Source organism: Pseudomonas sp. DWRC2-2 (assembly GCF_049897885.1).
GTDB classification, from domain to species: Bacteria; Pseudomonadota; Gammaproteobacteria; order Pseudomonadales; family Pseudomonadaceae; genus Aquipseudomonas; species Aquipseudomonas azotoformans_A.
In genome coordinates this window covers 636,135-658,312 of sequence record NZ_JAFCXD010000004.1, presented here as the reverse complement: position 1 = coordinate 658,312, position 22,178 = coordinate 636,135, and the positions used below count along the sequence as shown (strand labels likewise).

The 22,178-nt window shown below is 60.8% G+C and carries 22 protein-coding genes; 13 read left to right on the top strand and 9 right to left on the bottom strand.

Annotated elements, in window-relative coordinates; translation table 11 throughout:
• Window positions 1-310 precede the first annotated feature (310 nt).
• Window positions 311-1,804 carry a CoA-acylating methylmalonate-semialdehyde dehydrogenase gene (locus tag ACP7EW_RS21720; RefSeq protein WP_426219573.1) on the bottom strand — a complete coding sequence of 498 codons (1,494 nt, stop codon included), beginning with the start codon at window positions 1,802-1,804 and terminating at the stop codon, window positions 311-313.
• 39 nt (window positions 1,805-1,843) lie between these two features.
• Entirely contained in the window at window positions 1,844-3,193 is a 1,350-nt protein-coding gene (locus tag ACP7EW_RS21715; protein WP_027607942.1) for an aspartate aminotransferase family protein, read from the bottom strand.
• 125 nt (window positions 3,194-3,318) lie between these two features.
• On the opposite strand from ACP7EW_RS21715, the gene ACP7EW_RS21710 reads away from it, so the two are divergent.
• From ACP7EW_RS21710 to ACP7EW_RS21685, 6 genes are all read left to right on the top strand, one after another.
• Complete coding sequence (locus ACP7EW_RS21710; protein WP_016977051.1) at window positions 3,319-4,239, top strand: LysR family transcriptional regulator; 921 nt, start codon at window positions 3,319-3,321, stop codon at window positions 4,237-4,239.
• A 79-nt stretch (window positions 4,240-4,318) separates the two neighbouring features.
• Window positions 4,319-5,713: a uracil-xanthine permease family protein gene (locus ACP7EW_RS21705; RefSeq protein WP_426219571.1), complete on the top strand. Its 1,395-nt coding sequence runs from the start codon at window positions 4,319-4,321 to the stop codon at window positions 5,711-5,713.
• A gap of 87 nt (window positions 5,714-5,800) precedes the next feature.
• Window positions 5,801-6,460: a TetR/AcrR family transcriptional regulator gene (locus ACP7EW_RS21700; protein WP_033897303.1), complete on the top strand. Its 660-nt coding sequence runs from the start codon at window positions 5,801-5,803 to the stop codon at window positions 6,458-6,460.
• Between the two features lie 12 nt (window positions 6,461-6,472).
• On the top strand, window positions 6,473-7,054 hold the full coding sequence (locus tag ACP7EW_RS21695) for an IMPACT family protein (protein WP_033897304.1): 582 nt from the start codon (window positions 6,473-6,475) through the stop codon (window positions 7,052-7,054).
• 35 nt (window positions 7,055-7,089) lie between these two features.
• On the top strand, window positions 7,090-7,776 hold the full coding sequence (locus ACP7EW_RS21690; RefSeq protein WP_426219569.1) for an SDR family oxidoreductase: 687 nt from the start codon (window positions 7,090-7,092) through the stop codon (window positions 7,774-7,776).
• Window positions 7,777-7,921: 145 nt separating this feature from the next.
• Window positions 7,922-9,277 carry an 8-oxoguanine deaminase gene (locus ACP7EW_RS21685; RefSeq protein WP_426219567.1) on the top strand — a complete coding sequence of 452 codons (1,356 nt, stop codon included), beginning with the start codon at window positions 7,922-7,924 and terminating at the stop codon, window positions 9,275-9,277.
• Here ACP7EW_RS21685 and ACP7EW_RS21680 read toward each other — a convergent pair whose 3' ends face one another.
• A complete protein-coding gene (locus ACP7EW_RS21680; RefSeq protein ID WP_426219565.1) occupies window positions 9,278-10,369 on the bottom strand; it encodes a calcium:proton antiporter in 1,092 nt (363 codons plus the stop codon).
• A gap of 194 nt (window positions 10,370-10,563) precedes the next feature.
• Between ACP7EW_RS21680 and ACP7EW_RS21675 the strand changes: the two genes are divergently transcribed.
• Window positions 10,564-11,517, top strand: coding sequence for an adenosine deaminase (locus tag ACP7EW_RS21675; RefSeq protein ID WP_426219563.1), 954 nt, complete (start codon window positions 10,564-10,566; stop codon window positions 11,515-11,517).
• A 23-nt stretch (window positions 11,518-11,540) separates the two neighbouring features.
• Here ACP7EW_RS21675 and ACP7EW_RS21670 read toward each other — a convergent pair whose 3' ends face one another.
• Together ACP7EW_RS21670 and ACP7EW_RS21665 are read right to left on the bottom strand one after the other, a co-directional pair.
• Window positions 11,541-12,230, bottom strand: coding sequence for an ArsR/SmtB family transcription factor (locus tag ACP7EW_RS21670; protein ID WP_269132766.1), 690 nt, complete (start codon window positions 12,228-12,230; stop codon window positions 11,541-11,543).
• Window positions 12,231-12,367: 137 nt separating this feature from the next.
• Window positions 12,368-13,294, bottom strand: a complete 927-nt coding sequence (locus ACP7EW_RS21665) for a LysR family transcriptional regulator (protein WP_033897308.1) — start codon at window positions 13,292-13,294, stop codon at window positions 12,368-12,370.
• A gap of 118 nt (window positions 13,295-13,412) precedes the next feature.
• On the opposite strand from ACP7EW_RS21665, the gene ACP7EW_RS21660 reads away from it, so the two are divergent.
• The 3 genes from ACP7EW_RS21660 (at window position 13,413) to ACP7EW_RS21650 (ending at window position 15,070) form a co-directional block, all read left to right on the top strand.
• Window positions 13,413-13,706, top strand: coding sequence for a putative quinol monooxygenase (locus ACP7EW_RS21660; RefSeq protein ID WP_016977041.1), 294 nt, complete (start codon window positions 13,413-13,415; stop codon window positions 13,704-13,706).
• Window positions 13,707-13,728: 22 nt separating this feature from the next.
• Window positions 13,729-14,742: a zinc-binding alcohol dehydrogenase family protein gene (locus ACP7EW_RS21655; RefSeq protein ID WP_426219560.1), complete on the top strand. Its 1,014-nt coding sequence runs from the start codon at window positions 13,729-13,731 to the stop codon at window positions 14,740-14,742.
• Window positions 14,743-14,887: 145 nt separating this feature from the next.
• Window positions 14,888-15,070: a hypothetical protein gene (locus ACP7EW_RS21650; protein WP_010213424.1), complete on the top strand. Its 183-nt coding sequence runs from the start codon at window positions 14,888-14,890 to the stop codon at window positions 15,068-15,070.
• Between the two features lie 8 nt (window positions 15,071-15,078).
• Here the strand turns inward: ACP7EW_RS21650 and ACP7EW_RS21645 are convergent, their stop codons facing one another.
• Window positions 15,079-16,272 carry a Bcr/CflA family multidrug efflux MFS transporter gene (locus ACP7EW_RS21645; protein WP_038845817.1) on the bottom strand — a complete coding sequence of 398 codons (1,194 nt, stop codon included), beginning with the start codon at window positions 16,270-16,272 and terminating at the stop codon, window positions 15,079-15,081.
• A gap of 85 nt (window positions 16,273-16,357) precedes the next feature.
• Entirely contained in the window at window positions 16,358-16,555 is a 198-nt protein-coding gene (locus ACP7EW_RS21640) for a heavy-metal-associated domain-containing protein (RefSeq protein ID WP_016977037.1), read from the bottom strand.
• Window positions 16,556-16,702: 147 nt separating this feature from the next.
• On the opposite strand from ACP7EW_RS21640, the gene ACP7EW_RS21635 reads away from it, so the two are divergent.
• The 3 genes from ACP7EW_RS21635 to cueR all read left to right on the top strand — a co-directional run bounded on the left by ACP7EW_RS21635 (window position 16,703) and on the right by cueR (window position 19,749).
• Window positions 16,703-17,083: a hypothetical protein gene (locus tag ACP7EW_RS21635; protein WP_038845813.1), complete on the top strand. Its 381-nt coding sequence runs from the start codon at window positions 16,703-16,705 to the stop codon at window positions 17,081-17,083.
• A gap of 66 nt (window positions 17,084-17,149) precedes the next feature.
• Window positions 17,150-19,351 (top strand): heavy metal translocating P-type ATPase, encoded by a 2,202-nt coding sequence (locus ACP7EW_RS21630; protein ID WP_426219558.1) that lies wholly within the window; start codon window positions 17,150-17,152, stop codon window positions 19,349-19,351.
• Complete coding sequence (gene cueR / locus ACP7EW_RS21625; protein ID WP_426219556.1) at window positions 19,348-19,749, top strand: Cu(I)-responsive transcriptional regulator; 402 nt, start codon at window positions 19,348-19,350, stop codon at window positions 19,747-19,749. Before ACP7EW_RS21630 ends, cueR begins: the two co-directional genes overlap by 4 nt.
• Before the next feature lie 102 nt (window positions 19,750-19,851).
• On the opposite strand, the gene ACP7EW_RS21620 is transcribed toward cueR, so the two are convergent.
• Both ACP7EW_RS21620 and ACP7EW_RS21615 read right to left on the bottom strand, forming a co-directional pair.
• Window positions 19,852-20,751 (bottom strand): PA4780 family RIO1-like protein kinase, encoded by a 900-nt coding sequence (locus tag ACP7EW_RS21620; protein ID WP_016977033.1) that lies wholly within the window; start codon window positions 20,749-20,751, stop codon window positions 19,852-19,854.
• Between the two features lie 124 nt (window positions 20,752-20,875).
• Entirely contained in the window at window positions 20,876-22,153 is a 1,278-nt protein-coding gene (locus tag ACP7EW_RS21615) for an acetyl-CoA C-acetyltransferase (RefSeq protein WP_426219554.1), read from the bottom strand.
• Between the last annotated feature and the right edge of the window lie 25 nt (window positions 22,154-22,178).

Sequence of the window (22,178 nt, the reverse complement as noted above, 5' to 3'; positions counted from 1 at the left end):
CAACAACTTCAACCACTTGCGCTTCCGATCTCTCGTCAGCGGGAGGCGAATTCTACAGCGTTACACGCTGCTGTCAACACCTCTTTTTCAACTTCCTTTTGGCTTCGATGAACTGAAGCGACCTGCTGCCGAAACCTACATAACTCATTGTTTACCAAGGAGTTTTCCGTTTCGACTGCGCCGGAAGTGGGGCGAATTATAGACATCTGGAATCTGCCGTCAATGCCTTTCTTCATATTTCTGTCATAATAAGTCAGAAAAGCCCCAAAAACGCGAAAGCCGGCCCCAAGGGGCCGGCTTTCAGCCCACATTACAAGCTGGGGAAAGCAAACTGCGACGCTTCATGGCTGGCCCGCTGCGGCCAACGCTGGGTAATCGCCTTGCGACGGGTATAGAAACGTACCCCATCCGGCCCATACGCATGCAGGTCACCAAACAACGAGCGCTTCCAGCCACCAAAGCTGTGATACGCCACCGGCACCGGCAGCGGAACGTTAACGCCCACCATGCCCACTTCAATCTCGTCACAGAACAGACGCGCCGCTTCACCATCACGGGTAAAGATACAGGTGCCGTTGCCATATTCGTGATCGTTGATCAGCTGCATCGCCGCTTCCAGGCTATTCACCCGGACCACGCACAGCACTGGCCCAAAGATCTCTTCCTTATAGATGCGCATCTCTGGCGTCACACGGTCGAACAGGCTGCCACCAAGGAAGAAGCCCTCTTCATGCCCGGCAATACTCAAGCCACGACCATCAACCACCAGTTTGGCCCCCGCTGCCACGCCGTCTTCTATATAACCACTGACTTTGTCACGCGCCTGGCCGGTAACCAGTGGCCCCATATCGAGACCGCAGGACGTACCCGCACCAATTTTCAGTGCCTTGACCTGTGGCACCAGCTTGGCAATCAACGCATCCGCTACCTGGTCACCCACGCATACGGCCACCGAGATCGCCATGCAACGCTCACCGCAAGAACCATACGCCGCGCCCATCAAGGCACTGACCGCGTTATCCAGGTCCGCGTCCGGCATCAGCACCGCATGGTTCTTCGCACCACCCAGCGCCTGCACGCGTTTGCCACGCTTGGTGGCTTCCGAATAGATGTACTCGGCAATCGGCGTCGAGCCAACAAAGCTCAGCGCCTTCACTTCCGGCGCTTCGATCAGCGCATCCACCGCGCCCTTGTCGCCATGCACCACACTCAATACGCCTTTGGGCAAACCGGCTTCCTGCAACAGCTGCGCGATCAACAGCGTGGAACTTGGATCACGCTCCGATGGTTTCAGGATGAAACAGTTACCGCAGACAATCGCCAGCGGATACATCCACAACGGCACCATCGCCGGGAAGTTGAACGGCGTAATACCAGCGACTACACCCAGCGGTTGGAAATCCGACCATGCATCAATGTTCGGCCCTACGTTACGGCTGTACTCGCCCTTCAGAATCTCTGGCGCCGAGCACGCGTACTCCACGTTTTCGATCCCGCGTTTCAATTCACCCGCAGCATCTTCCAGGGTCTTGCCATGCTCTTCGCTGATCAACTGCGAGATACGCGCTTCGTTCTGCTCCAGCAATTGCTTGAAACGAAACATCACATGGGCACGCTTGGCCGCTGGTGTATTACGCCAGGCCGGGAACGCCGCCTTGGCCGAGTCGATCGCCTGTTGAATCGTTTCGCGGCTGGCCAACGGCACCTGGTGGATCACCTGGCCGGTGGACGGGTTATACACGTCGGCGCTGCGACCGCTGTCGTTGACCAACTCACCGTTGATCAAATGCTGGATAAGGCTCATGCAGGGCTCCTGAAAAATTGTTCTATATAGAAGGAGAAATCAGTCGATCTTGTTCAGCACTTCGCCGACCGCATCGAACAGCCGATCCAGGTCCTGCGGCTTGCTGTTGAAGGTTGGCCCGAACTGCAGGGTGTCACCGCCAAAACGCACGTAGAAACCGGCTTTCCACAAGGCCATGCCGGCCTCGAATGGACGCACGATCGCATCACCGTCACGCGGGGCAATCTGGATCGCGCCGGCCAGGCCATAGTTGCGGATATCGATCACGTTCTTGCTGCCCTTCAGGCCATGCAGCGCATTCTCAAAGTGCGGTGCGACTTCGGCGACGCTCTGCACCAGGTTTTCCTTCTGCAACAGGTCCAATGCCGCCAAGCCCGCCGCGCAAGCGACCGGGTGCGCCGAGTAGGTGTAGCCGTGGGGGAATTCCACCGCGTACTCCGGCGTCGCCTGGTTCATGAAGGTCTGATAGATCTCGCTGCTGGCAATCACCGCGCCCATCGGGATCGCGCCGTTGGTGACTTGCTTGGCGATACACATCAGGTCTGGGGTCACGCCGAAACTGTCGGCACCGAACATCGAGCCGGTACGGCCGAAACCGGTGATCACTTCGTCGAACACCAATAGGATGTTGTGCTGATCGCAGATCTCACGCAGACGCTTGAGGTAACCCTGAGGCGGCACCAGCACGCCCGCAGAGCCGGCCATTGGTTCGACAAATACTGCGGCGATGTTCGACGCGTCATGCAGCTCGATCAGCTTGAGCAGCTCATCGGCCAGCGCGATACCGCCCTGCTCCGGCATGCCACGAGAGAAGGCATTGCTCGCCAGCAAGGTGTGCGGCAGATGGTCAACGTCCATCATCGCCTGACCAAACATCTTACGGTTGCCGTTAACGCCGCCCAGGCTGGTGCCGGCGATGTTCACACCGTGATAACCGCGAGCGCGCCCGATCATTTTGGTCTTGGTGGCCTGGCCTTTCAGACGCCAGTAGGCACGCACCATCTTCACCGCCGTATCGGCGCACTCGGAGCCGGAGTCGGTGAAGAACACATGGTTCAGGTTGCCAGGGGTCAGGTCGGTGATCTTTTCCGCCAGTTGGAAGGACAACGGATGACCGTATTGGAAGCCCGGCGAGTAGTCCAGAGTGCCCAGTTGCTTGGCCACCGCTTCCTGGATTTCCTTACGGGTATGCCCTGCGCCACAGGTCCACAGGCCCGACAATGAGTCGTACACCTTGCGTCCCTTGTCATCGGTCAACCAGCTACCTTCGGCCGCCACGATCAGGCGCGGGTCGCGCTGGAAGTTACGGTTGGCGGTGTACGGCATCCAGTGCGCGTCCAGCTTCAATTGGCTGGCCAGGGACGATGGGGCGTTTTCGGGCATGTTCATCAGCAAAACCTCGCAGGGCAAAAGGCAGCGTCGGGATTGAAAAGCGTTGTTGCAGCTAAATTGCCACGGCGATAAAGTCGGTGAAATTCAACTCTTCTAACCTTCAGTCAGGCCTTCACTAAACTATGAGCAGCCGTCGACCCGATCCCCTGGCCCAAGTCAGCGACTTCGATATCCGCCTGCTGCGCATCTTTCGCAGCGTGGTCGAATGCGGCGGCTTCTCGGCGGCGGAAACCGTGCTGGGCATCGGGCGCTCGGCGATCAGCCAGCAAATGAGCGATCTTGAACAACGGCTCGGATTAAGACTGTGCCAACGCGGCCGCGCCGGCTTCTCGCTGACCGAAGAGGGCCGCGAGGTCTACCAATCCGCACTGCAATTATTGAGCGCCCTGGAAAGTTTCCGCACCGAGGTCAACGGTTTGCACCAGCACTTGCGCGGCGAGTTGATCATCGGCCTCACCGACAACCTCGTCACCCTGCCCCACATGCGCATCACTCACGCACTTGCGCAGTTGAAGGAACGTGGTCCGGATGTGCAGATCCAGATCCGCATGATCGCCCCCAACGAAGTCGAACAAGGCGTACTCGACGGCCGCCTGCATGTCGGCGTAGTGCCCCAGGCCAGCGCCTTGTCGGGGTTGGAATATCAGCCGCTGTACAGTGAGCGTTCATTGCTCTACTGCGCGGTGGGTCACCCGCTGTTTTACGCCGACAACAAGCAGTTGGACGACGCACGCATCGATGCCCAAGACGCGATCGCCCCGACCTTCCGCCTGCCCGCCGAGATCCAGGCCCATTACCAGGCGCTCAACTGCACCGCCAGCGCTTCGGACCGGGAAGGCATGGCGTTCCTGATTCTCACCGGCCGCTATATCGGCTACCTGCCCGACCACTACGCCAGCCTGTGGGTACAGCAAGGCCGACTGCGTGCGCTGAAACCGACTACACGTTTTTACGATTTAAGCCTCGCATCGGTCACGCGCAAGGGCCGTCGCCCCCATTTGGTGCTGGAAAGTTTCCTGGAAAGTCTCGCGGCAACCCGCTAATTCGGCTTCGAAGCGAAAGCTGAGCAGTTGGACAGCTTTTTGCAACAGCCCGAGGACATAGACCTCGAGTTTGCCCGCCATGTCACCAGAAGCGTCCAACAGCAGCGACCTGATCTACGGCCTCAACGATCGCCCAAAACCCGCCCCGGCTTTTCTCGCCGCACTGCAACATGTACTCGCTGCATTTGTCGGCATCATCACCCCGCCGCTGATCATCGGTTCCACCCTTGGGCTGACTGCCCACTTGCCCTACCTGATCAGCATGGCGCTGATGGTTTCCGGTGTAGGCACTTTCATTCAGGCACGTAGGCCATTCGGTATCGGCGCCGGGATGATCTGCCTTCAAGGCACCAGCTTTGCGTTTCTCGGTGCAGTGCTATCAGCCGGATTCCTGGTGAAACAACGCGGCGGCAGCCCGGAAGACATCATGGCGATGATCTTTGGGGTGTGCTTTTTCGGCGCTGTGGTGCAGATCGTGCTGAGCCGCTTTATCGGGCAACTGCGTCGGGTCATCACGCCTCTGGTGACCGGGATTGTCATCACCCTGATCGGCATCAGCTTGATCAAGGTCGGTATCACTGACCTCGGCGGCGGCTTCAATGCCCCCGACTTCGGCGCCCCGACCAACCTGGCGCTGGGCGTGTTCGTCGTACTGACGATCATTCTGCTCAACCGTTCCAATACGCCTTGGGTACGCCTCTCGGCCATCATCATCGGCTTGGCCCTCGGCAGCCTGGCCGCCTGGTTCAGCGGCAAGCTCCTGCCGCATGCCCTGCCCGACCTGCCTCTGGTCAGCCTGCCGATTCCGTTCCGCTTCGGTTTCAGCTTCGACTGGAGCGCTTTCCTGCCGATCGCGCTGATTTATCTGATCAGCAGCATCGAAACCGTCGGCGACCTCACCGCCAACTGCATGATCGCCCGCCAGCCCATCAGCGGCCCCTCTTATATAAGCCGGCTCAAGGGCGGCGTACTCGGTGATGGCGTGAGCTGCATGATCGCCGCCACGTTCAGCGCCTTCCCCAACACTACCTTTGCGCAAAACAACGGCGTGATCCAACTGACCGGCGTGGCCAGCCGTTACGTCGGTTTATACATAGGCGTGGTGCTTTTTTGCCTCGGATTGTTTCCATTGATTGGCGCGGTGCTGCAACAAATCCCCAAACCGGTGTTGGGCGGCGCCACCCTGGTGATGTTCGGCAGCGTGGCCGCCGCCGGCGTACGCATTCTCGCCCAGGCGCCGCTGGACCGACGCAGCATGCTGATCATCGCCACCTCGTTTGGCGTCGGCCTGGGCATCGCCGCCCAACCGAACCTGCTGCACCTGATGCCGACGCTGGTACAGAACCTGTTCGACTCCGCCATCACCAGCGGCGGGCTGACCGCCATTGTGTTGTGCCTGTTATTACCCGAAGCCAAAACAACCTCCACTGCCGCAAACCACGCACCGGAAAGCGACACGCTGGAATCGCTTTGACGGTTTTATTGCATCAGGACTTGTCTGAGGCTTGAGGGTGGGTTATCTGTGCACACGTCGTCTCTATCGATCAGCACGGAAACCTCCATGAGCCTCGAAGTTCCTGCCCACAGCAACCACGCCGGTAAGCCCGCCAGCCGCATTCGGCAAAAGAACGAACAAGCGATTCTCCAGGCTGCTGAAGATGAGTTCGCGCGTCATGGCTACAAAGGCACCAGCATGAACACCATCGCTGCCAGTGCCGGGCTGCCCAAGGCCAACTTGCATTACTACTTCACCAATAAGCTCGGCCTTTATATCGCGGTACTCAGCAACATCCTCGAACTGTGGGACAGCACCTTCAACGCGCTGACCGCCGAAGATGACCCGGCCGTGGCCCTCACGCGCTACATCCGCACCAAGATGGAGTTCTCACGCCGCCAACCCCAGGCCTCGCGAATCTTCGCGATGGAGATCATCAGCGGCGGCGAATGCCTGACCGAATACTTCAGCCAGGACTACCGCGCCTGGTTCAGCGGCCGCGCGGCGGTGTTCCAGGCCTGGATGGATGCCGGCAAGATGGACCCCATCGACCCGGTGCACCTGATCTTCCTGCTGTGGGGCAGCACCCAGCACTACGCCGACTTCGCCACCCAGATCTGTCGCGTCACCGGGCGCACCAAGCTGACCAAGCAGGACATGGAAGACGCCGGCACCAACCTGATCCACATCATTCTCAAAGGCTGTGGCGTCAAGCCCGCCTATTAAACGAAGCGACTTATGCCTTTCACGCTCACCGGCCTTTGCGAGTTTCGTGAAGAAATACGCAAAAGCCGCTTTATCACCCTCGCGGCGCCCATCACCAGCGCGCAAGACGCCCAGGCGTTTTTCGAGCAGCACAGCGACTTGAATGCCACGCACAACTGCTGGGCCTGGAAACTCGCTGACCAGTACCGCAGCAATGACGACGGCGAACCCGGCGGCACTGCTGGCCGACCGATTCTGGCCGCCATCGAGGCGCAGGGTTTTGACCAGGTCGCGGTGCTGGTAATTCGCTGGTACGGCGGCATTCAGTTGGGCACTGGCGGTCTGGCCCGCGCCTACGGCGGCGGCGCCAATAAATGCCTGCAAACGGCCGAACGAATCGAGTTGATCAGCCGCGTACCGTTGAGCTGCGCCTGCGCTTTCGCCGAGCTGAATCTGGTTAAACTGCGCGTTGCAGAACTGGGCGGGTTGGTGGTCGAAGAAACCTTCACCGCCAACGGCGTCGAGTTGCAGCTTGCCTTGGGCGAAGCGCATATCGACACCCTGCAAATTCAACTCGCAGACCTCAGCCGTGGGCGTATCCTGCTCCAACGCTGAAATCCCTGAACCGCGACGCTTAAAGGAAGCTTTTCATGTCTACGCCAAAAACCGCATTGATCATCGGCGCCTCGCGTGGGCTGGGCCTTGGCCTGGTCAAGCAACTGCTCCAGGACGGTTGGGACGTGACCGCCACCGTGCGTGATCCGAGCAAGGCCGATGCCCTGAAAGCCGTCGGACCGGTAAAGATCGAGAAACTCGACATGGATGATCAGCAAGCCGTGATCGCCCTGAGCCAGCGCCTGAAGGAACGCACCTTCGACCTGCTATTCGTCAACGCCGGCGTCAAAGGCCCCGCCAATCAGGAGCCAGGCCACGCCACCTTGGCAGAAGTCGGCCAGCTGTTCTTCACCAACGCCGTAGCGCCGATCAACCTGGCCCAGCGTTTTGTCGGGCAGATCCGCAAGGACACTGGCGTATTGGCGTTCATGAGTTCGGTACTGGGCAGCGTGACCATCCCCGACGGCTCCGACCTGGCGCTGTACAAAGCCAGCAAGGCGGCACTCAATTCCATGACCAACAGCTTCATTACCCAGTTGGGCGATCACAAGCTGACCGTGCTGTCGCTGCACCCAGGCTGGGTGAAGACCGACATGGGCGGCGAAAACGCACACATCGACGTCGATACCAGCGTGCGCGGCCTGGTGGACCAGGTGAACGCCTACACCGGCAAGGGCGGCCATCACTTCATCGATTACAAAGGCGACACCATCGCCTGGTAAAACCCAGGGGATCGTTATCGACCGATTGCCGTCGGTAACGATCCGCGCGTAGACTGCCCCCTCGCCCTCACCGGCGACCCTGGATCAGCAGACAGGGCAACACTGAGCTGGCAAACCTGAACCCATCATTCAGAGGAGCCGGCCAATGCCTGCGACCCGTATCTGGTTAAAAAACCCCCTCGCGATTTTCACCGCCAACGGCCTCGATGCCCGTGGCGGCCTGGTGCTGCAAGACGGTGTCATCACCGAACTGCTGGGCTGGGGACAAGAACCCTCCGTGCCGTGCGCCCAAGTCTTTGACGCTCGCGAACACGTGATCCTGCCCGGCCTGATCAACACCCACCATCACTTTTATCAAACCCTGACTCGCGCCTGGGCGCCGGTGGTCAATCAGCCGTTGTTTCCCTGGTTGAAAACCTTGTATCCGGTGTGGGCGCGGCTCACCCCGGAAAAACTCGCCCTCGCCAGCAAAGTCGCATTGGCCGAATTGCTGCTCTCGGGCTGCACCACGGCGGCGGACCATCACTACCTGTTCCCCGACGGCCTGGAAAACGCCATCGATGTGCAGGTTGAAAGCGTCCGCGAGTTGGGCATGCGCGCGATGCTCACCCGTGGCTCCATGAGCCTGGGCGAAGCCGACGGCGGCCTGCCACCGCAACAGACCGTGCAACAGGGCCAGGTTATCCTTGAAGACAGCCAACGCCTGATCCACGAATATCATGAGCGTGGTGACGGCGCGCAAATCCAGATCGCCCTGGCTCCTTGCTCACCGTTTTCCGTGACCCCGGAAATCATGGAAGCCAGCGCCGAACTGGCCAACCGCCTGGACGTACGCCTGCACACCCACCTGGCCGAAACCCTCGACGAAGAAGACTTCTGCCTGCAGCGCTTCGGCTTGCGCACCGTGGACTACCTGGATAGCGTCGGCTGGCTCGGCCCGCGCACCTGGCTGGCCCATGGCATTCACTTCAACCCGGATGAAATTGCACGCCTGGGCGCTGCAGGCACCGGCATCTGCCATTGCCCAAGCTCGAACATGCGCCTGGCATCCGGCATCTGCCCGACCCTGGACCTACTCGCCGCCGGCGCACCTGTCGGCCTGGGCGTGGACGGTTCCGCGTCCAACGATGCGTCGAACATGATCCTTGAAGCGCGCCAGGCTTTGTATATCCAGCGACTGCGTTACGGCGCGGAAAAGATCACCCCGCAAGGCGTGCTGGGCTGGGCGACCAAAGGCTCGGCACAGTTGTTGGGCCGTACGGATATCGGTGAATTGGCCGTCGGAAAACAGGCAGACCTGGCACTGTTCAAGCTCGATGAATTGCGCTTCTCCGGCAGCCACGACCCTATCTCGGCGCTGCTGTTGTGCGGCGCCGATCGTGCGGACCGGGTAATGATTGCAGGCAAATGGCGCGTGATCGACGGCCAGGTCGAAGGCCTGGACCTCAAGGGCTTGATCGCCGATCACACCCAGGCCGCGCGGCAGTTGATCGCCGGCTGACTACAACCCCAACAGCGACAGCATGATAAAGGTCGCAAACAGCACAAAATGGGTCATCCCTTCGATGGCGTTGGTTTCGCCATCGTTGAGGTTGATCGCGCTGACAATCAGCGTGATAAACACCATCACGGTCTGTACCGGGGTCATTGCCATCTGGAACGGCTGACCGGTGTAGAGCGCCATCGCCTCCATCACCGGCACCGTCAGGATCACCGTCGACAGCGAAGCGCCCAACGCGATATTCACCACCGACTGCATGCGGTTGGCCAACGCGGCGCGCAATGCCGTCAAAATCTCCGGCGCAGCCGAAATCGCCGCGACCACAATCGCCGTGATCACCGGCGGCGCTCCCGTACCTTCCAGGCCAAGATCCAGGGTCTTGGACATCACCTCGGCCAGCGCGCCGATCACAACCACCCCAAACACCAGGGTGCCGATGGAAAATGCCAGGTTGACCGGCGGCGCCTCCTGTTCTTCCGGCAACTTCTTACGGCGTTTTTCCGGGTAGCTGTAGCTGAAAAAGTAACTGTGCGGCCCCACCTGCATACGCAGGAACAGGGTGTACAACACCACCATCGCGCCAATGGTAAAGGCCGAGTAGATTTTCCAGTCCGCTTCGGGGATGAACTCCGGCACCACCATCGACACGCCCATGGCGGTGAGGATCATCACGCTGTAGGTGCGGGCCGAATCATCGTTGTAGGACTGTTCGCCATGCTTGATGCCGCCCATCAGCGCGGCCAGGCCGAGGATACCGTTGATATCGAGCATGACTGCCGAATAAATGGTATCCCGTACCAAGGTGGGCGACGGCTCGTTGCTCATCATGATCGCCAGGATCACCACTTCCACCAGCACGGCGGCCAGGGTGAGGATCATGGTGCCGTAGGGGTCACCGACTTTTTCCGCGAGTTGCTCGGCATGGTGCGCCACGCGCATCGACGCCACCACGATAAAGCCGATCAGCACCACGCCGGCCAGCAACGCCGTGATCTGCCCGTTGTGCAGCATCCAGTGCTCCAACGGGTAGGCGGCGATGGCGGCAATCAGCGCCAGCAGCATGAATTTTTCTTGCTTGAGGGATGTGAGCATTCCGGGCCTTTTAGTGCGGCAAATCAGTCATTGATGGGGTACAGACTGCGTCACGCCGCTAACGTTTCGTTACACCTTAGTTCACGTGGCCCTTGCGCGAGTGCAACGAAAACAATCCTGCTGGTCAGGTTTTGCCGATTATTTCGGCCATGGCCTGTAGAATGCCGCCATTGCACCTGATGAGAATTTAGAAAATGTACGATTGGCTCAACGCCCTGCCCAAGGCTGAACTGCACCTGCACCTGGAAGGCTCGCTGGAGCCTGAACTGCTGTTCGCCCTGGCCGAGCGCAACAAGATTGCGCTGCCGTGGAACGACGTCGAAACCCTGCGCAAGGCTTATGCCTTCAACAACCTGCAAGAGTTTCTCGACCTGTATTACAAGGGCGCCGATGTGCTGCGTACCTCCCAGGATTTCTACGACCTGACCTGGGCCTACCTGCTGCGCTGCAAAGAACAGAACGTGATCCACACCGAACCCTTCTTCGACCCGCAGACCCACACCGACCGTGGCATCCCGTTCGAAGTGGTGCTTAACGGCATCGCCGCCGCGTTGAAAGATGGCGAGCATCAACTGGGTATCACCAGCGGCTTGATCCTCAGCTTCCTGCGTCACCTGAGCGAAGCCGAAGCCGAGAAAACCCTGGACCAGGCCTTGCCGTTCCGTGACGCATTCGTGGCCGTGGGCCTGGACAGCTCGGAAATGGGTCACCCGCCAAGCAAGTTCCAGCGCGTGTTCGACCGTGCCCGCCACGAAGGCTTCCTTACCGTGGCCCACGCCGGCGAAGAAGGCCCGCCCGAGTACATCTGGGAAGCCATCGACCTGCTGAAAATCCAGCGTATCGACCATGGCGTGCGCGCCATCGAAGACGAGCGTCTGATGCAGCGCATCATCGACGAGCAGATCCCGCTGACCGTCTGCCCACTGTCCAACACCAAGCTGTGCGTGTTCGACGACATGGCCCAGCACAACATCCTCGACATGCTGGAGCGTGGCGTGAAGGTGACGGTGAACTCGGATGACCCGGCCTACTTCGGCGGTTATGTCACCGAGAACTTCCACGCGCTGTACACCTCGCTGGGCATGACCCAGGATCAGGCCAAACGCCTGGCGCAGAACAGCCTGGATGCGCGCCTCGTAAAGCCATGACTGAGTAAAAGCGATTGGCTATGTCACACAGACATGGCCAATCGGGTGATTTCCCTGTGCCCTACGGCGTTGACCCGTAACGCGTGGGACTCATTGATCACACTGATCCAGTTTGACTGCAGAAACAGTTGCAACAACCCCGCCCCCAGCGCCCCCCCCAGATGAGGTTGGTGCTGGCTCCAGTCGAAACAATTGCATACCAGCGGCGACGCCAGGGCTTGGGTAAAAATACCCAGGCCTGCCAGGTGCTGCGCGCCCTTGACCGTGATATCGGTGCGGTGCTCATGACGTTCGATCCAATCCGCTTCCAGCAGGTGCTGGTATAACTGCGCGCCCAATTCCCCGCCGAGGTGGCCATGGCACAGGCGTGCATGGCGTAACAATGCGGGAGCCACCAGGGCCGGAGGCAGAGCATCCGGTGCACGGCGTGCAGCGCAGGCCATGGTGGTCCTGGCCAAGGCATCGATGGCCGCGCTGACATCAGGTGCCGCGACACGGAACAAGCGCTTGCCACGCCGGGCTTCCACCCGCAATACACCACTGGCCGTCATTCGCGCCAGATGCGCGTTGGCGGAGGTCGGTGACAAGCCGGCAAGCGTCGCCAACTCGACGGGCGACTTGGCCGAGCCATCCATCAAGGCCCACAGCATGGCAGTACGTTTGGGCTCGGCGAGCAAGCTGGCGATCTGACTGATGCAAGGTGCAGCTTCCATCTTTTCACTCCCTGTCGATTTATTTTTCTGCTGAGGTTGGCACCAAAGTATAGGGGCGCAAACCGCCGGTTCCATGGCGTCTGACAGCGTAGAGAGGGACAGGATCTGAGTGAAATTTCCTGCTTTGATGGAGTCCTTTACGTGGTGCCGGATCGCTCTGGCAGCTGGCCGGTCAATGTCGCACAACGGGACACGAGCATTTCCCGCAACAAGTTAATGGGTTTGCTCAGTTGAGCGCGGTGGGCACACAGCAGATTGAGCGGCGTGCGCTCGCCACGCAGCTCCGGCAGGATAAGGCGCAAGCGCCCGGCCAGCACGTCGGTACTCACATCCAGCCAGGACTTGTAGGCAATGCCCACGCCCGCCACCGCCCAGCGCCGCACCACATCGGCATCGTCACTGAAGCGGTCACCGGTGACGGTCAGGCTGATTTCACGTTTACCGTCGTGAAAGCTCCAGTGGTCGTGGACGCGGCTGCCGAGCATATACAGCAGGCAATTGTGCTGGGCCAGTTGCTCCAAGTGCCGAGGCTCGCCATAACGTGCGAGGTAGCTGGGAGACGCACACAGCACACGCACGTTGTCCGGGGCGATGGGCAGCGCAATCAGGCTGGAGTCTTCAGGCTCACCATAGCGCAGGGCAATATCCACCGGCTGGCGGAACAGATCGGCAATCCGATCGCCCAGCAACAGCCGCACGGTGAGTTGCGGGTAATCACGCTGGAACTCATCCAACCACGGCAACAGCTGATTGCGCCCGAAATCCGACGGGGCCGACAACTGCAGCACACCACTGACATGGTCCTGCCCGCTGGCCAATAAGCGTCGCCCTTCATCCAGCGAGCTTAAGGCCGCCCGGGCATACTCCAGGAAGCCCTCGCCTTCGGCGGTCAGGCGCAGGCTGCGAGTGGAACGCGCCAGCAAGCGTGTGCCCAGTTGCTGTTCGATGCGCTTGAGCGCCGCACTCGCCACCGCAGGCGACAGGTCCATTACCCTGGCTGCTGCGGACAAGCTACCCAGGTCTGCCGCACGCACAAACAACTGCAAATCATCAAAACGCAGCATGCTCTTCCGCTCATTATCAAAATTTTGTTGAAACAGACTGCAGTTTTAGCGGGTTTTATCTGCGCGGGAAATAGCCAATCATCTGTGCATCCCGTTCATCACGTGTCTGGAGTTGAATATGTCCACCGCCTTTAACGTCATTGCCACGCTGATCGCCAAACCCGGCCAACAGGCCACCCTGGAAACCTTGCTGCGCGGCCTGTTGGAGCCCACGCGCCTGGAAGCCGGTTGCGAGCAGTACGACCTGCACCAGGATCTGCAACACCCCGAAACCTTCTACATGCTCGAACGCTGGAGCGACGACGCGGCGCTGGCCGACCACGACCAGAGCGCGCACATCCAGAGCTTTCGCGCCAAGGCCGCGGATGTGCTCGAACACTTCGAGCTCAAGCGCCTGAAATTCCTCGCCTGATCCCCCCTTTTCTGGAGCCATCATGAAAGCCATTGCCTACTACGCCTCACTGCCGATCAACGATCCAAACGCCCTGCAAGACATCGAACTACCCGCGCCTGTCGCCGGCCCGCGTGACTTGCTGGTGGAAGTCAAAGCCATCTCGGTCAACCCGGTGGACACCAAGGTGCGCCAGAACGTCGCCCCGGAAAATGGCGCCGCCAAGGTACTCGGCTGGGACGTGGCCGGTGTGGTCAAGGCCGTCGGCAGCGACGTAACGCTGTTCAAGGCCGGTGACAAGGTGTTCTACGCCGGCTCCCTGGTGCGTCCAGGCGGCAACAGCGAATTGCACACCGTGGATGAGCGCATCGTCGGGCATATGCCGAAAAGCCTGGGTTTTGCCGACGCCGCCGCGTTGCCGCTGACCGCCATCACCGCCTGGGAATTGCTGTTCGAACGCCTGCAAGTGCAGGAAGGTACACAAGACGAAGGCCAGAGCCTGCTGATCGTCGGTGCCGCCGGTGGCGTGGGCTCGATCCTGACTCAACTAGCCAGCCAGCTCACCGCCTTGAAAGTGATCGGCACCGCCTCGCGTCCGGAAACCCAGGAGTGGGCCAAAGCCCTCGGCGCCGACCTGGTGATCGACCACAGCCAACCGCTGAGCGAAGCGCTGAAAGCTGCCGGCCACCCGCAAGTGACCCACGTCGCCAGCCTGACCCAGACCGATCACCATCTGGACCAACTGGTGGAAGCCCTGCAACCCCAAGGCAAGCTGGCGCTGATCGACGACCCCAAGGCGCTGGACGTCAGCAAACTCAAGCGCAAGAGCCTGTCGCTGCATTGGGAGTTCATGTACACGCGCTCGATGTTCGAGACCCCGGACATGATCGAACAGCACAACCTGCTCAATCGCGTGGCCGAACTGATCGACGCCGGCACCCTGAAAACCACGGTGGGTGAGCACTTCGGTGTGATCAATGCGGCAAACCTGCGCCGTGCCCACGCGCTGCTGGAAAGTGGCAAGGCCAAGGGCAAGATCGTGCTGGAAGGCTTCTAAAAAATAGCTGTCAGGCTCGTCCATTATTCATGTGGGTAATGGACGACACCGCTAGTCAGAGAGTTGATCTTTGTCATCTTTGTGAGCGTATTCGGGTTTATATTGGCCGCCTTTGCCACGATTCTTTTACGTGAGGAAGTCAGCAATGAAAATCCTGATAAAAGCGTTAGCAAAATCCGCAGGCAATAAATGGCAAGTCCGTCTCGACCAGGACGCCTTCACCTTCCGCACCGAGGCCGAGGCCCGTGCCTTTGCCGACACCCTGCAAGCCCGTATCCAGGCCCCTCACCGTTTTCCGAACAGCCAGCAACGCTCCGCTGCTGGCTGATCCGCTGTTCAGACCTGCGCCTGCAAGGCCCGTTTGCGTTGCAGGCGCTGGGTCGACATCGCAATCGTCACCGCCAACACACCGCACAGGCTGATGACCATCGCCATCGGCATCGCCGTGCCGTCGTGCAAAACCCCGACCAACGACGCCGCCCCCGCCGCCACGCCAAACTGAATGCAACCGAGCAACGCCGAAGCGCTACCCGCCCTTGCACCTTGCCCGCTCATGGCACAAGCCGAGGTATTCGGCAAAATGCAGCCCAGGCTGGCAATGCAAATAAACAGCGGCACCAGCAATGGCCACAACGCGTCAGTGCGCAGCGCCGCGATACCCAGCAAGCTCAACGCCGCCAGCAGATAAACCCAAACGCTGCGCGACAACAGGAACGCCGGGCCACGCTTGGACAGCAACCGCGCGTTGACCTGCGCCACCAGGATAAAGCCCGCAGCGTTGGAACCGAACAGCCAGCCGTAATGCTCGGCAGGCACGCCGTAGAGCTGGATGAAGACGAAAGGTGAACCGGCGATGTAGGCAAACATCCCGGCAATCGAGATACCGCCTGTGAGGGCATAGCCCAGATAAACCCGGTCCGACAACAGCGCCGCATAACGACGCAGTGACCCGGATAACGGCTGGCGCGGCTGATGGGCCGGGAAGGTTTCCGGCAGCCCGACCGCCACGGCGATGGCCGCCATCACGCTGAAGATCGACAGCGCGAGGAAAATCGACTGCCAGCCCCATATGCCCACCATCAAACCACCGGCCAGCGGTGCGAGGATCGGCGCCAGGCCGGTGACCAGCATCAACTGGGAAAACACCTTGGCCGAGCCGACCGCGTCGCATTTGTCGCTGACCACCGCACGGGAAATCACCATGCCGGCGCAGCCACCGAGGGCTTGCACAAAACGCGCAGCGATCAGCCACTCCAGGGTCGGCGCAAAGGCGCAGGCAAATGAAGCCAGAGTAAACAGCGTGACCCCACTGAGCAGCGGGCCGCGTCGACCAAAGCGATCAGCCAGTGGGCCGTAGATCAATTGGCCGATGGCCAGGCCAGCGAAATACACCGCCAGGGTCAGCTGGATGTGTTTTTCATCGGTCGCGAAAGCCTTGGCCATGGCCGGGAAGCCGGGCAGGTAAAAGTCGATCGCCAACGGCGCGAAGGCGCTCAAGGCACCCAGAATCAGGATTATGCGAAGGTTCATCGGGCACCCAAGTGAGACGGCAGCCCGATAGTCTAGCCGCGCTTGGGTGCATTGAACACGATAGCTCGCTAACTATTTACCCGTATCAGGCAAGCTTGGCGCTGTAGCCCTCTTCGGTGATCGCCTCGATCACTTGCTCGGCAGACAAACGGCTTTCGACGCCCACTTCCTTGGCCGCCAGGTCGACCTTCACGCTGGCCGCCGGGTCCTGGCTCTGCACGGCCTGGGTCACCGCTCGAACGCAATGGCCGCAGGTCATTCCTTCAACGCTGAATACTTGCATGACATGACTCCTTTGATGAGGTTGGACCCAGTCTCGACCTTGCCACGATGGCAAGGTCAAGTTCCGCAAACTTCTGCCGGGCTGGTATTTGCACGCTTCTAAGGCCAAGCTTCACCCATCTTTGATTCACACCACGGAGCATTCGCCATGCGCTGGTCGTTTTTTGCCCTTGCGGGCCTGATGAGCTTGTCGGCCGCCGTGCCTCAGGCCTTCGCCGCAGAAGACTATGCGGTGCTGATTATTTCCCGGGAACGCCTGGAAGTGCCGACCAACTGCGAGATCGGCCTGTACCTGAATGACCAACTCGCCGGCCGGCTGTTCCAGGAGCAGGCTACGTCGTTCAACTTGCCGGCGGGTAATCTGTCGTTGCGCCTGAAGCTGCTGCCAGGCCAATCCCCTGGCTGCCTGCCGGGGATGCTGGCGCCGCCGGCGCAGAACATCACGCTCAAGGCCGGTGACGTGCGCAAATTGCGCATTGCCCAGGGCCCGGATGGGATGTACCTCAAAGCCGCCAAACTGGAATACTGAAGGCGCTTGACCTTCCCCACAGGTCAAGGTTGATCCTAGGGGCAACTTCTCTTGGAGGACTGCCCCATGAATGGATCCACCACCTTTGACCTGCCCATCAGCGGCATGACCTGCGCCAGCTGTGCCGGCCGGGTCGAGCGTGCGCTGGGCAAGGTGCCGGGGGTGCAACGCGTCAGCGTCAACCTGGCCAATGAGCGCGCCCATATCGAAGTACTCGGCCAGATGGACCCCGGCGTGTTGATCGCCGCCGTCGATAAAGCCGGCTACACCGCCACCCTGCCCCAAAGCGAAACCGCCACCGACACGGATCAAGCCCAGCGCCTGCACCGCGAGCGTTGGTCGCTGCTGCTGGCGATCCTGCTGGCTTTGCCATTGGTGCTGCCGATGCTGGTGGAACCGTTCGGCCTGCACTGGATGTTGCCCGCCTGGGCGCAGTTCGCGCTGGCCACCCCCGTGCAATTCATCTTTGGCGCACGCTTTTATATCGCCGCCTGGAAAGCCGTGCGTGCCGGTGCTGGCAATATGGACCTGCTGGTGGCGATCGGCACCAGCGCCGGTTACGGCCTGAGTATTTATGAATGGCTCACGGCGCACCCTGGCATGGCGCCGCACCTGTACTTCGAAGCCTCGGCGGTAGTGATCGCCCTGGTGCTGCTCGGTAAATACCTGGAGAGCCGCGCCAAGCGCCAGACCGCCAGCGCTATCCGCGCCCTGGAAGCCTTGCGTCCGGAGCGGGCGATTCGGGTGATTGAAGGCCGTGAAGAAGAGGTCGCCATCAATGCCCTGAAACTCAATGATCTGGTGCTGGTAAAACCCGGTGAACGCTTCCCGGTGGACGGTGAAGTCGTCGAGGGCCAAAGCCATGCCGACGAAGCCCTGATCAGTGGCGAGAGCCTGCCCGTACCGAAACAACCCGGCGATCAGGTGACCGGTGGCGCCATTAACGGCGAAGGCCGCCTGCTGGTACGCACCCTGGCCCTCGGCGCTGAAAGCGTACTGGCGCGGATCATCCGCCTGGTGGAAGACGCCCAGGCCGCCAAGGCACCGATCCAGAAACTGGTGGATAAAGTCAGCCAGGTATTCGTCCCGGCCGTGCTGGTGCTGGCGTTGGTGACCTTGGTGGGCTGGTGGCTGTATGGCGCGTCCCTGGAAACCGCAATCATCAATGCCGTCGCCGTGTTGGTGATCGCCTGCCCTTGCGCCCTGGGCCTGGCCACGCCGACCGCCATCATGGCCGGCACCGGTGTTGCCGCGCGCCACGGCATTTTGATCAAGGACGCAGAAGCCCTGGAACGCGCCCATGAAGTGAGCGCGGTGGTTTTCGACAAGACCGGCACCCTCACCTCCGGCGCGCCAAAAATTGCGCACCTGGCGGCCGTGGATGGGAACGAGGCCTTGCTGCTGCAGCAAGCCGGCGCATTGCAACGGGGCAGTGAACACCCGCTGGCCAAAGCCGTGCTGGATGCCTGTGATGAAAAAGGGCTGAAGGTGGCTGACGTAACGGCCAGCCAATCCCTGACCGGACGCGGCATCGCCGGCACGCTGGAGGGTCTGCAACTGGCCCTGGGCAATCGTCGCCTGCTGGAAGAAAGCAGCTTGAACGCGGGCGAGCTGGCCGAATCAGCCAAGGCTTGGGAGGCAGAAGGCCGCACCTTGTCGTGGCTGATCGAGCAAGGCGCACAACCCCGAGTGCTTGGGCTGTTCGCCTTTGGCGACACGCTCAAACCCGGTGCGCTGGAAGCGGTGGAGCAACTCAGGGCCCAGCACATCAGCAGCCATTTGCTCACGGGTGATAATCGCGGCAGTGCCCGCGTGGTGGCCGAGGCGTTGGGTATCGACGACGTTCACGCCGAAGTATTGCCCGCCGACAAAGCCGCCACCGTCGCCGAGCTGAAAAAAACCGGCGTGGTGGCGATGGTCGGTGACGGCATCAACGACGCCCCGGCCTTGGCCGCCGCCGACATCGGCATCGCCATGGGTGGCGGCACCGACGTGGCGATGCACGCCGCGGGCATCACCCTGATGCGCGGCGATCCGCGCCTGGTACCGGCAGCGCTGGAGATCAGCCGCAAGACCTACGCCAAGATCCGCCAGAACCTGTTCTGGGCCTTTGTGTATAACCTGATCGGCATTCCCCTGGCGGCATTCGGCCTGCTCAACCCGGTGTTGGCGGGCGCGGCGATGGCCTTGTCCAGCGTCAGCGTGGTGAGTAATGCGTTACTGTTGAAGACGTGGAAGCCCAAGAACCTGGAGGATCAGCGCCCATGAACATCGGCCAAGCCGCGCGCCAGAGTGGGTTGAGTGCCAAGATGATTCGCTACTACGAATCCACCGGCCTGCTCAAAGCCGCGCATCGTACCGACAGTGGCTATCGCGTATACGGGCAGGATGACTTGCACACCCTGGCGTTTATCAAGCGTTCGCGGGACCTGGGATTTTCACTGGAGGAAGTCGGCAAGCTGCTGACCCTGTGGCAGGACCGGCAACGGGCCAGCGCCGACGTAAAAGCCTTGGCGCGCCAGCATATCGATGACCTGAACAAGAAGATTCTGGAACTGGGGCAACTGCGCGATACCTTGCAGGACCTGGTGGAACACTGCCAGGGCGATCATCGGCCGGATTGTCCGATTCTCAAGGAGTTGGCGTCGGGTAGCTGTTGCGCCTGAAGGAGAAAACGCGATATCCGATTGAGCCTGGATTTATTGTGGTGAGCGGGCTTGCCCGCGCGGCAAGCCCGCTCACCACAAAAACCAGCTCATACTGAATCGTTACTGCATCCACGGCGGTGGCGGTGGCTCGTCCGGCACCTTGCTCGGTGGCGCATCATCCGCCGCGCGAATCGCCTGGCGACGCTCCTCGTCCAACCGCGCCGCTTCGATCTCGCGGATCACGCCGCCGACATCCGCCAGCTCTTCCGGCTCGTCGAACTCACCAGTCAATACACTGGCCGGGTGCAGGGTGCCAGCTTCGTACAGCGCCCACATTTCCTTGGCGTACTTGGTCTTCTTCAGCTCCGGGGCAAAGCGCCCGAAGTAGGACGCCATGTTGCCCACATCGCGCTCCAGCATGCTGAAGGCGTGGTTGTTGCCCGCCGCATCCACCGCCTGGGGCAGGTCGATGATCACCGGGCCGGTCGGCGTGAGCAGCACGTTGAACTCGGACAGGTCACCGTGCACCAGGCCGGTACACAGCATCAACACGATCTGGGAAATCAGGAAGGCGTGGTATTCGCGCGCCTGGTCCGGTTCCAGCGTGACGTCGTTCAGACGCGGCGCCGCATCGCCGTACTCGTCGGCCACCAACTCCATCAGCAGCACGCCTTCGAGAAAGTCGAACGGCTGGGGCACGCGAACGCCCGCACCGGCCAGGCGGAACAGCGCCGCCACTTCGGCGTTCTGCCAGGCATCTTCGGTTTCTTTCTTGCCGAACTTGGAGCCCTTGGCCATGGCCCGGGCCTGCCGGCTGTTACGGACCTTACGGCCTTCCTGGTATTCGGATGCCTGACGAAAACTTCGTTTGTTCGCCTCCTTGTAAACCTTGGCGCAACGCAATTCGTTGCCGCAGCGCACCACATAAACAGCTGCTTCTTTACCACTCATGAGTGGGCGCAGCACTTCGTCGACCAGACCGTCTTCGATCAGGGGTTCAATGCGTTTAGGAGTCTTCATCAGCTTTTATTGTGGGTCCTTTATTACCAAATACGCGTATGGCACTCGTTATACGGCAATCAGCGCGTCGGTGGGAGGGGCTACCGACCGTTGATCACTTAAGAATGCAACCAATAGGCCAGTTTCAGCGTTCAATGATCGCCGTAACGCCCTGCCCGCCTGCCGCACAGATGGATATCAGCCCGCGGCCCTTGCCCGCCGCATCCAGCAACTTGGCCAGATTGGCGACGATACGCCCACCCGTGGCGGCAAACGGGTGTCCGGCGGCCAGGGAGCTGCCCTTTACATTGAGCCGGCTGCGGTCGATGGAGCCCAGGGGGGCGTCAAGACCCAGGCGTGTCTTGCAGTAGTCCGCATCTTCCCAGGCCTTGAGCGTGCACAACACTTGGGCAGCGAAAGCTTCGTGGATCTCGTAGTAATCGAAGTCCTGCAACGTCAGACCATTCCTCGCCAGCAAGCGCGGCACCGCATACACCGGCGCCATCAGCAGGCCTTCGGCACCGTTGACGAAATCCACTGCCGCCGCTTCGCCATCGCGCAAATACGCGAGGATCGGCAAACCGCGCTCCTTGGCCCAGGCTTCACTGCCCAAGAGCACCAGCGAGGCGCCATCGGTGAGCGGCGTCGAGTTGCCGGCGGTGAGCGTGCCTTTTTCGCTGCGCTCAAAAGCCGGCTTGAGGGCGGCGAGTTTTTCCAGGGTCAAATCCGGCCGCAGGTTGTTGTCGCGGGTCAGGCCCAGAAACGGGGTGAGCAAATCGTTGTGCCAGCCTTCGGCGTAAGCGGCGGCCATTTTCTGGTGGCTTTCCAGGGCGAGTTGGTCCTGCTCGGCGCGGGGGATCTGCCAGGTTTGCGCCATCAATTCGCAGTGCTGGCCCATGGACAAACCGGTACGGGGTTCGCCATTGCGTGGCAGTTCCGGCTTGAGGTGATGGGGACGAAGTTGTAACAGGACTTTTAATTTATCTGCCACGGATTTGCTGCGGTTGGCTTGCAACAGGATCTTACGCAGACCTTCATTGACTCCAATGGGCGCATCAGACGTCGTGTCCACCCCGCCGGCAATCCCGCATTCGATCTGGCCCAGCGCGATCTTGTTGGCCACCAGCAACGCCGCTTCCAGACCGGTGCCGCACGCCTGCTGGATGTCATAGGCCGGGGTTTGCGGCGACAGGCGCGAACCGAGCACGCATTCGCGGGTGAGGTTGAAGTCGCGGGAATGTTTGAGCACGGCGCCAGCGGCCACCTCGCCCATGCGCAAGCCGTGCAGGTTGTAGCGTTCGATCAGGCCTTCCAGGGCGGCGGTCAGCATCGCCTGGTTGCTCGCCGTGGCGTAAGGGCCATTGGAGCGGGCAAACGGAATGCGGTTACCGCCGATGATCGCCACACGGCGCAATTGATTCATGGAAAGCTCCCTTATGGTTATGGGT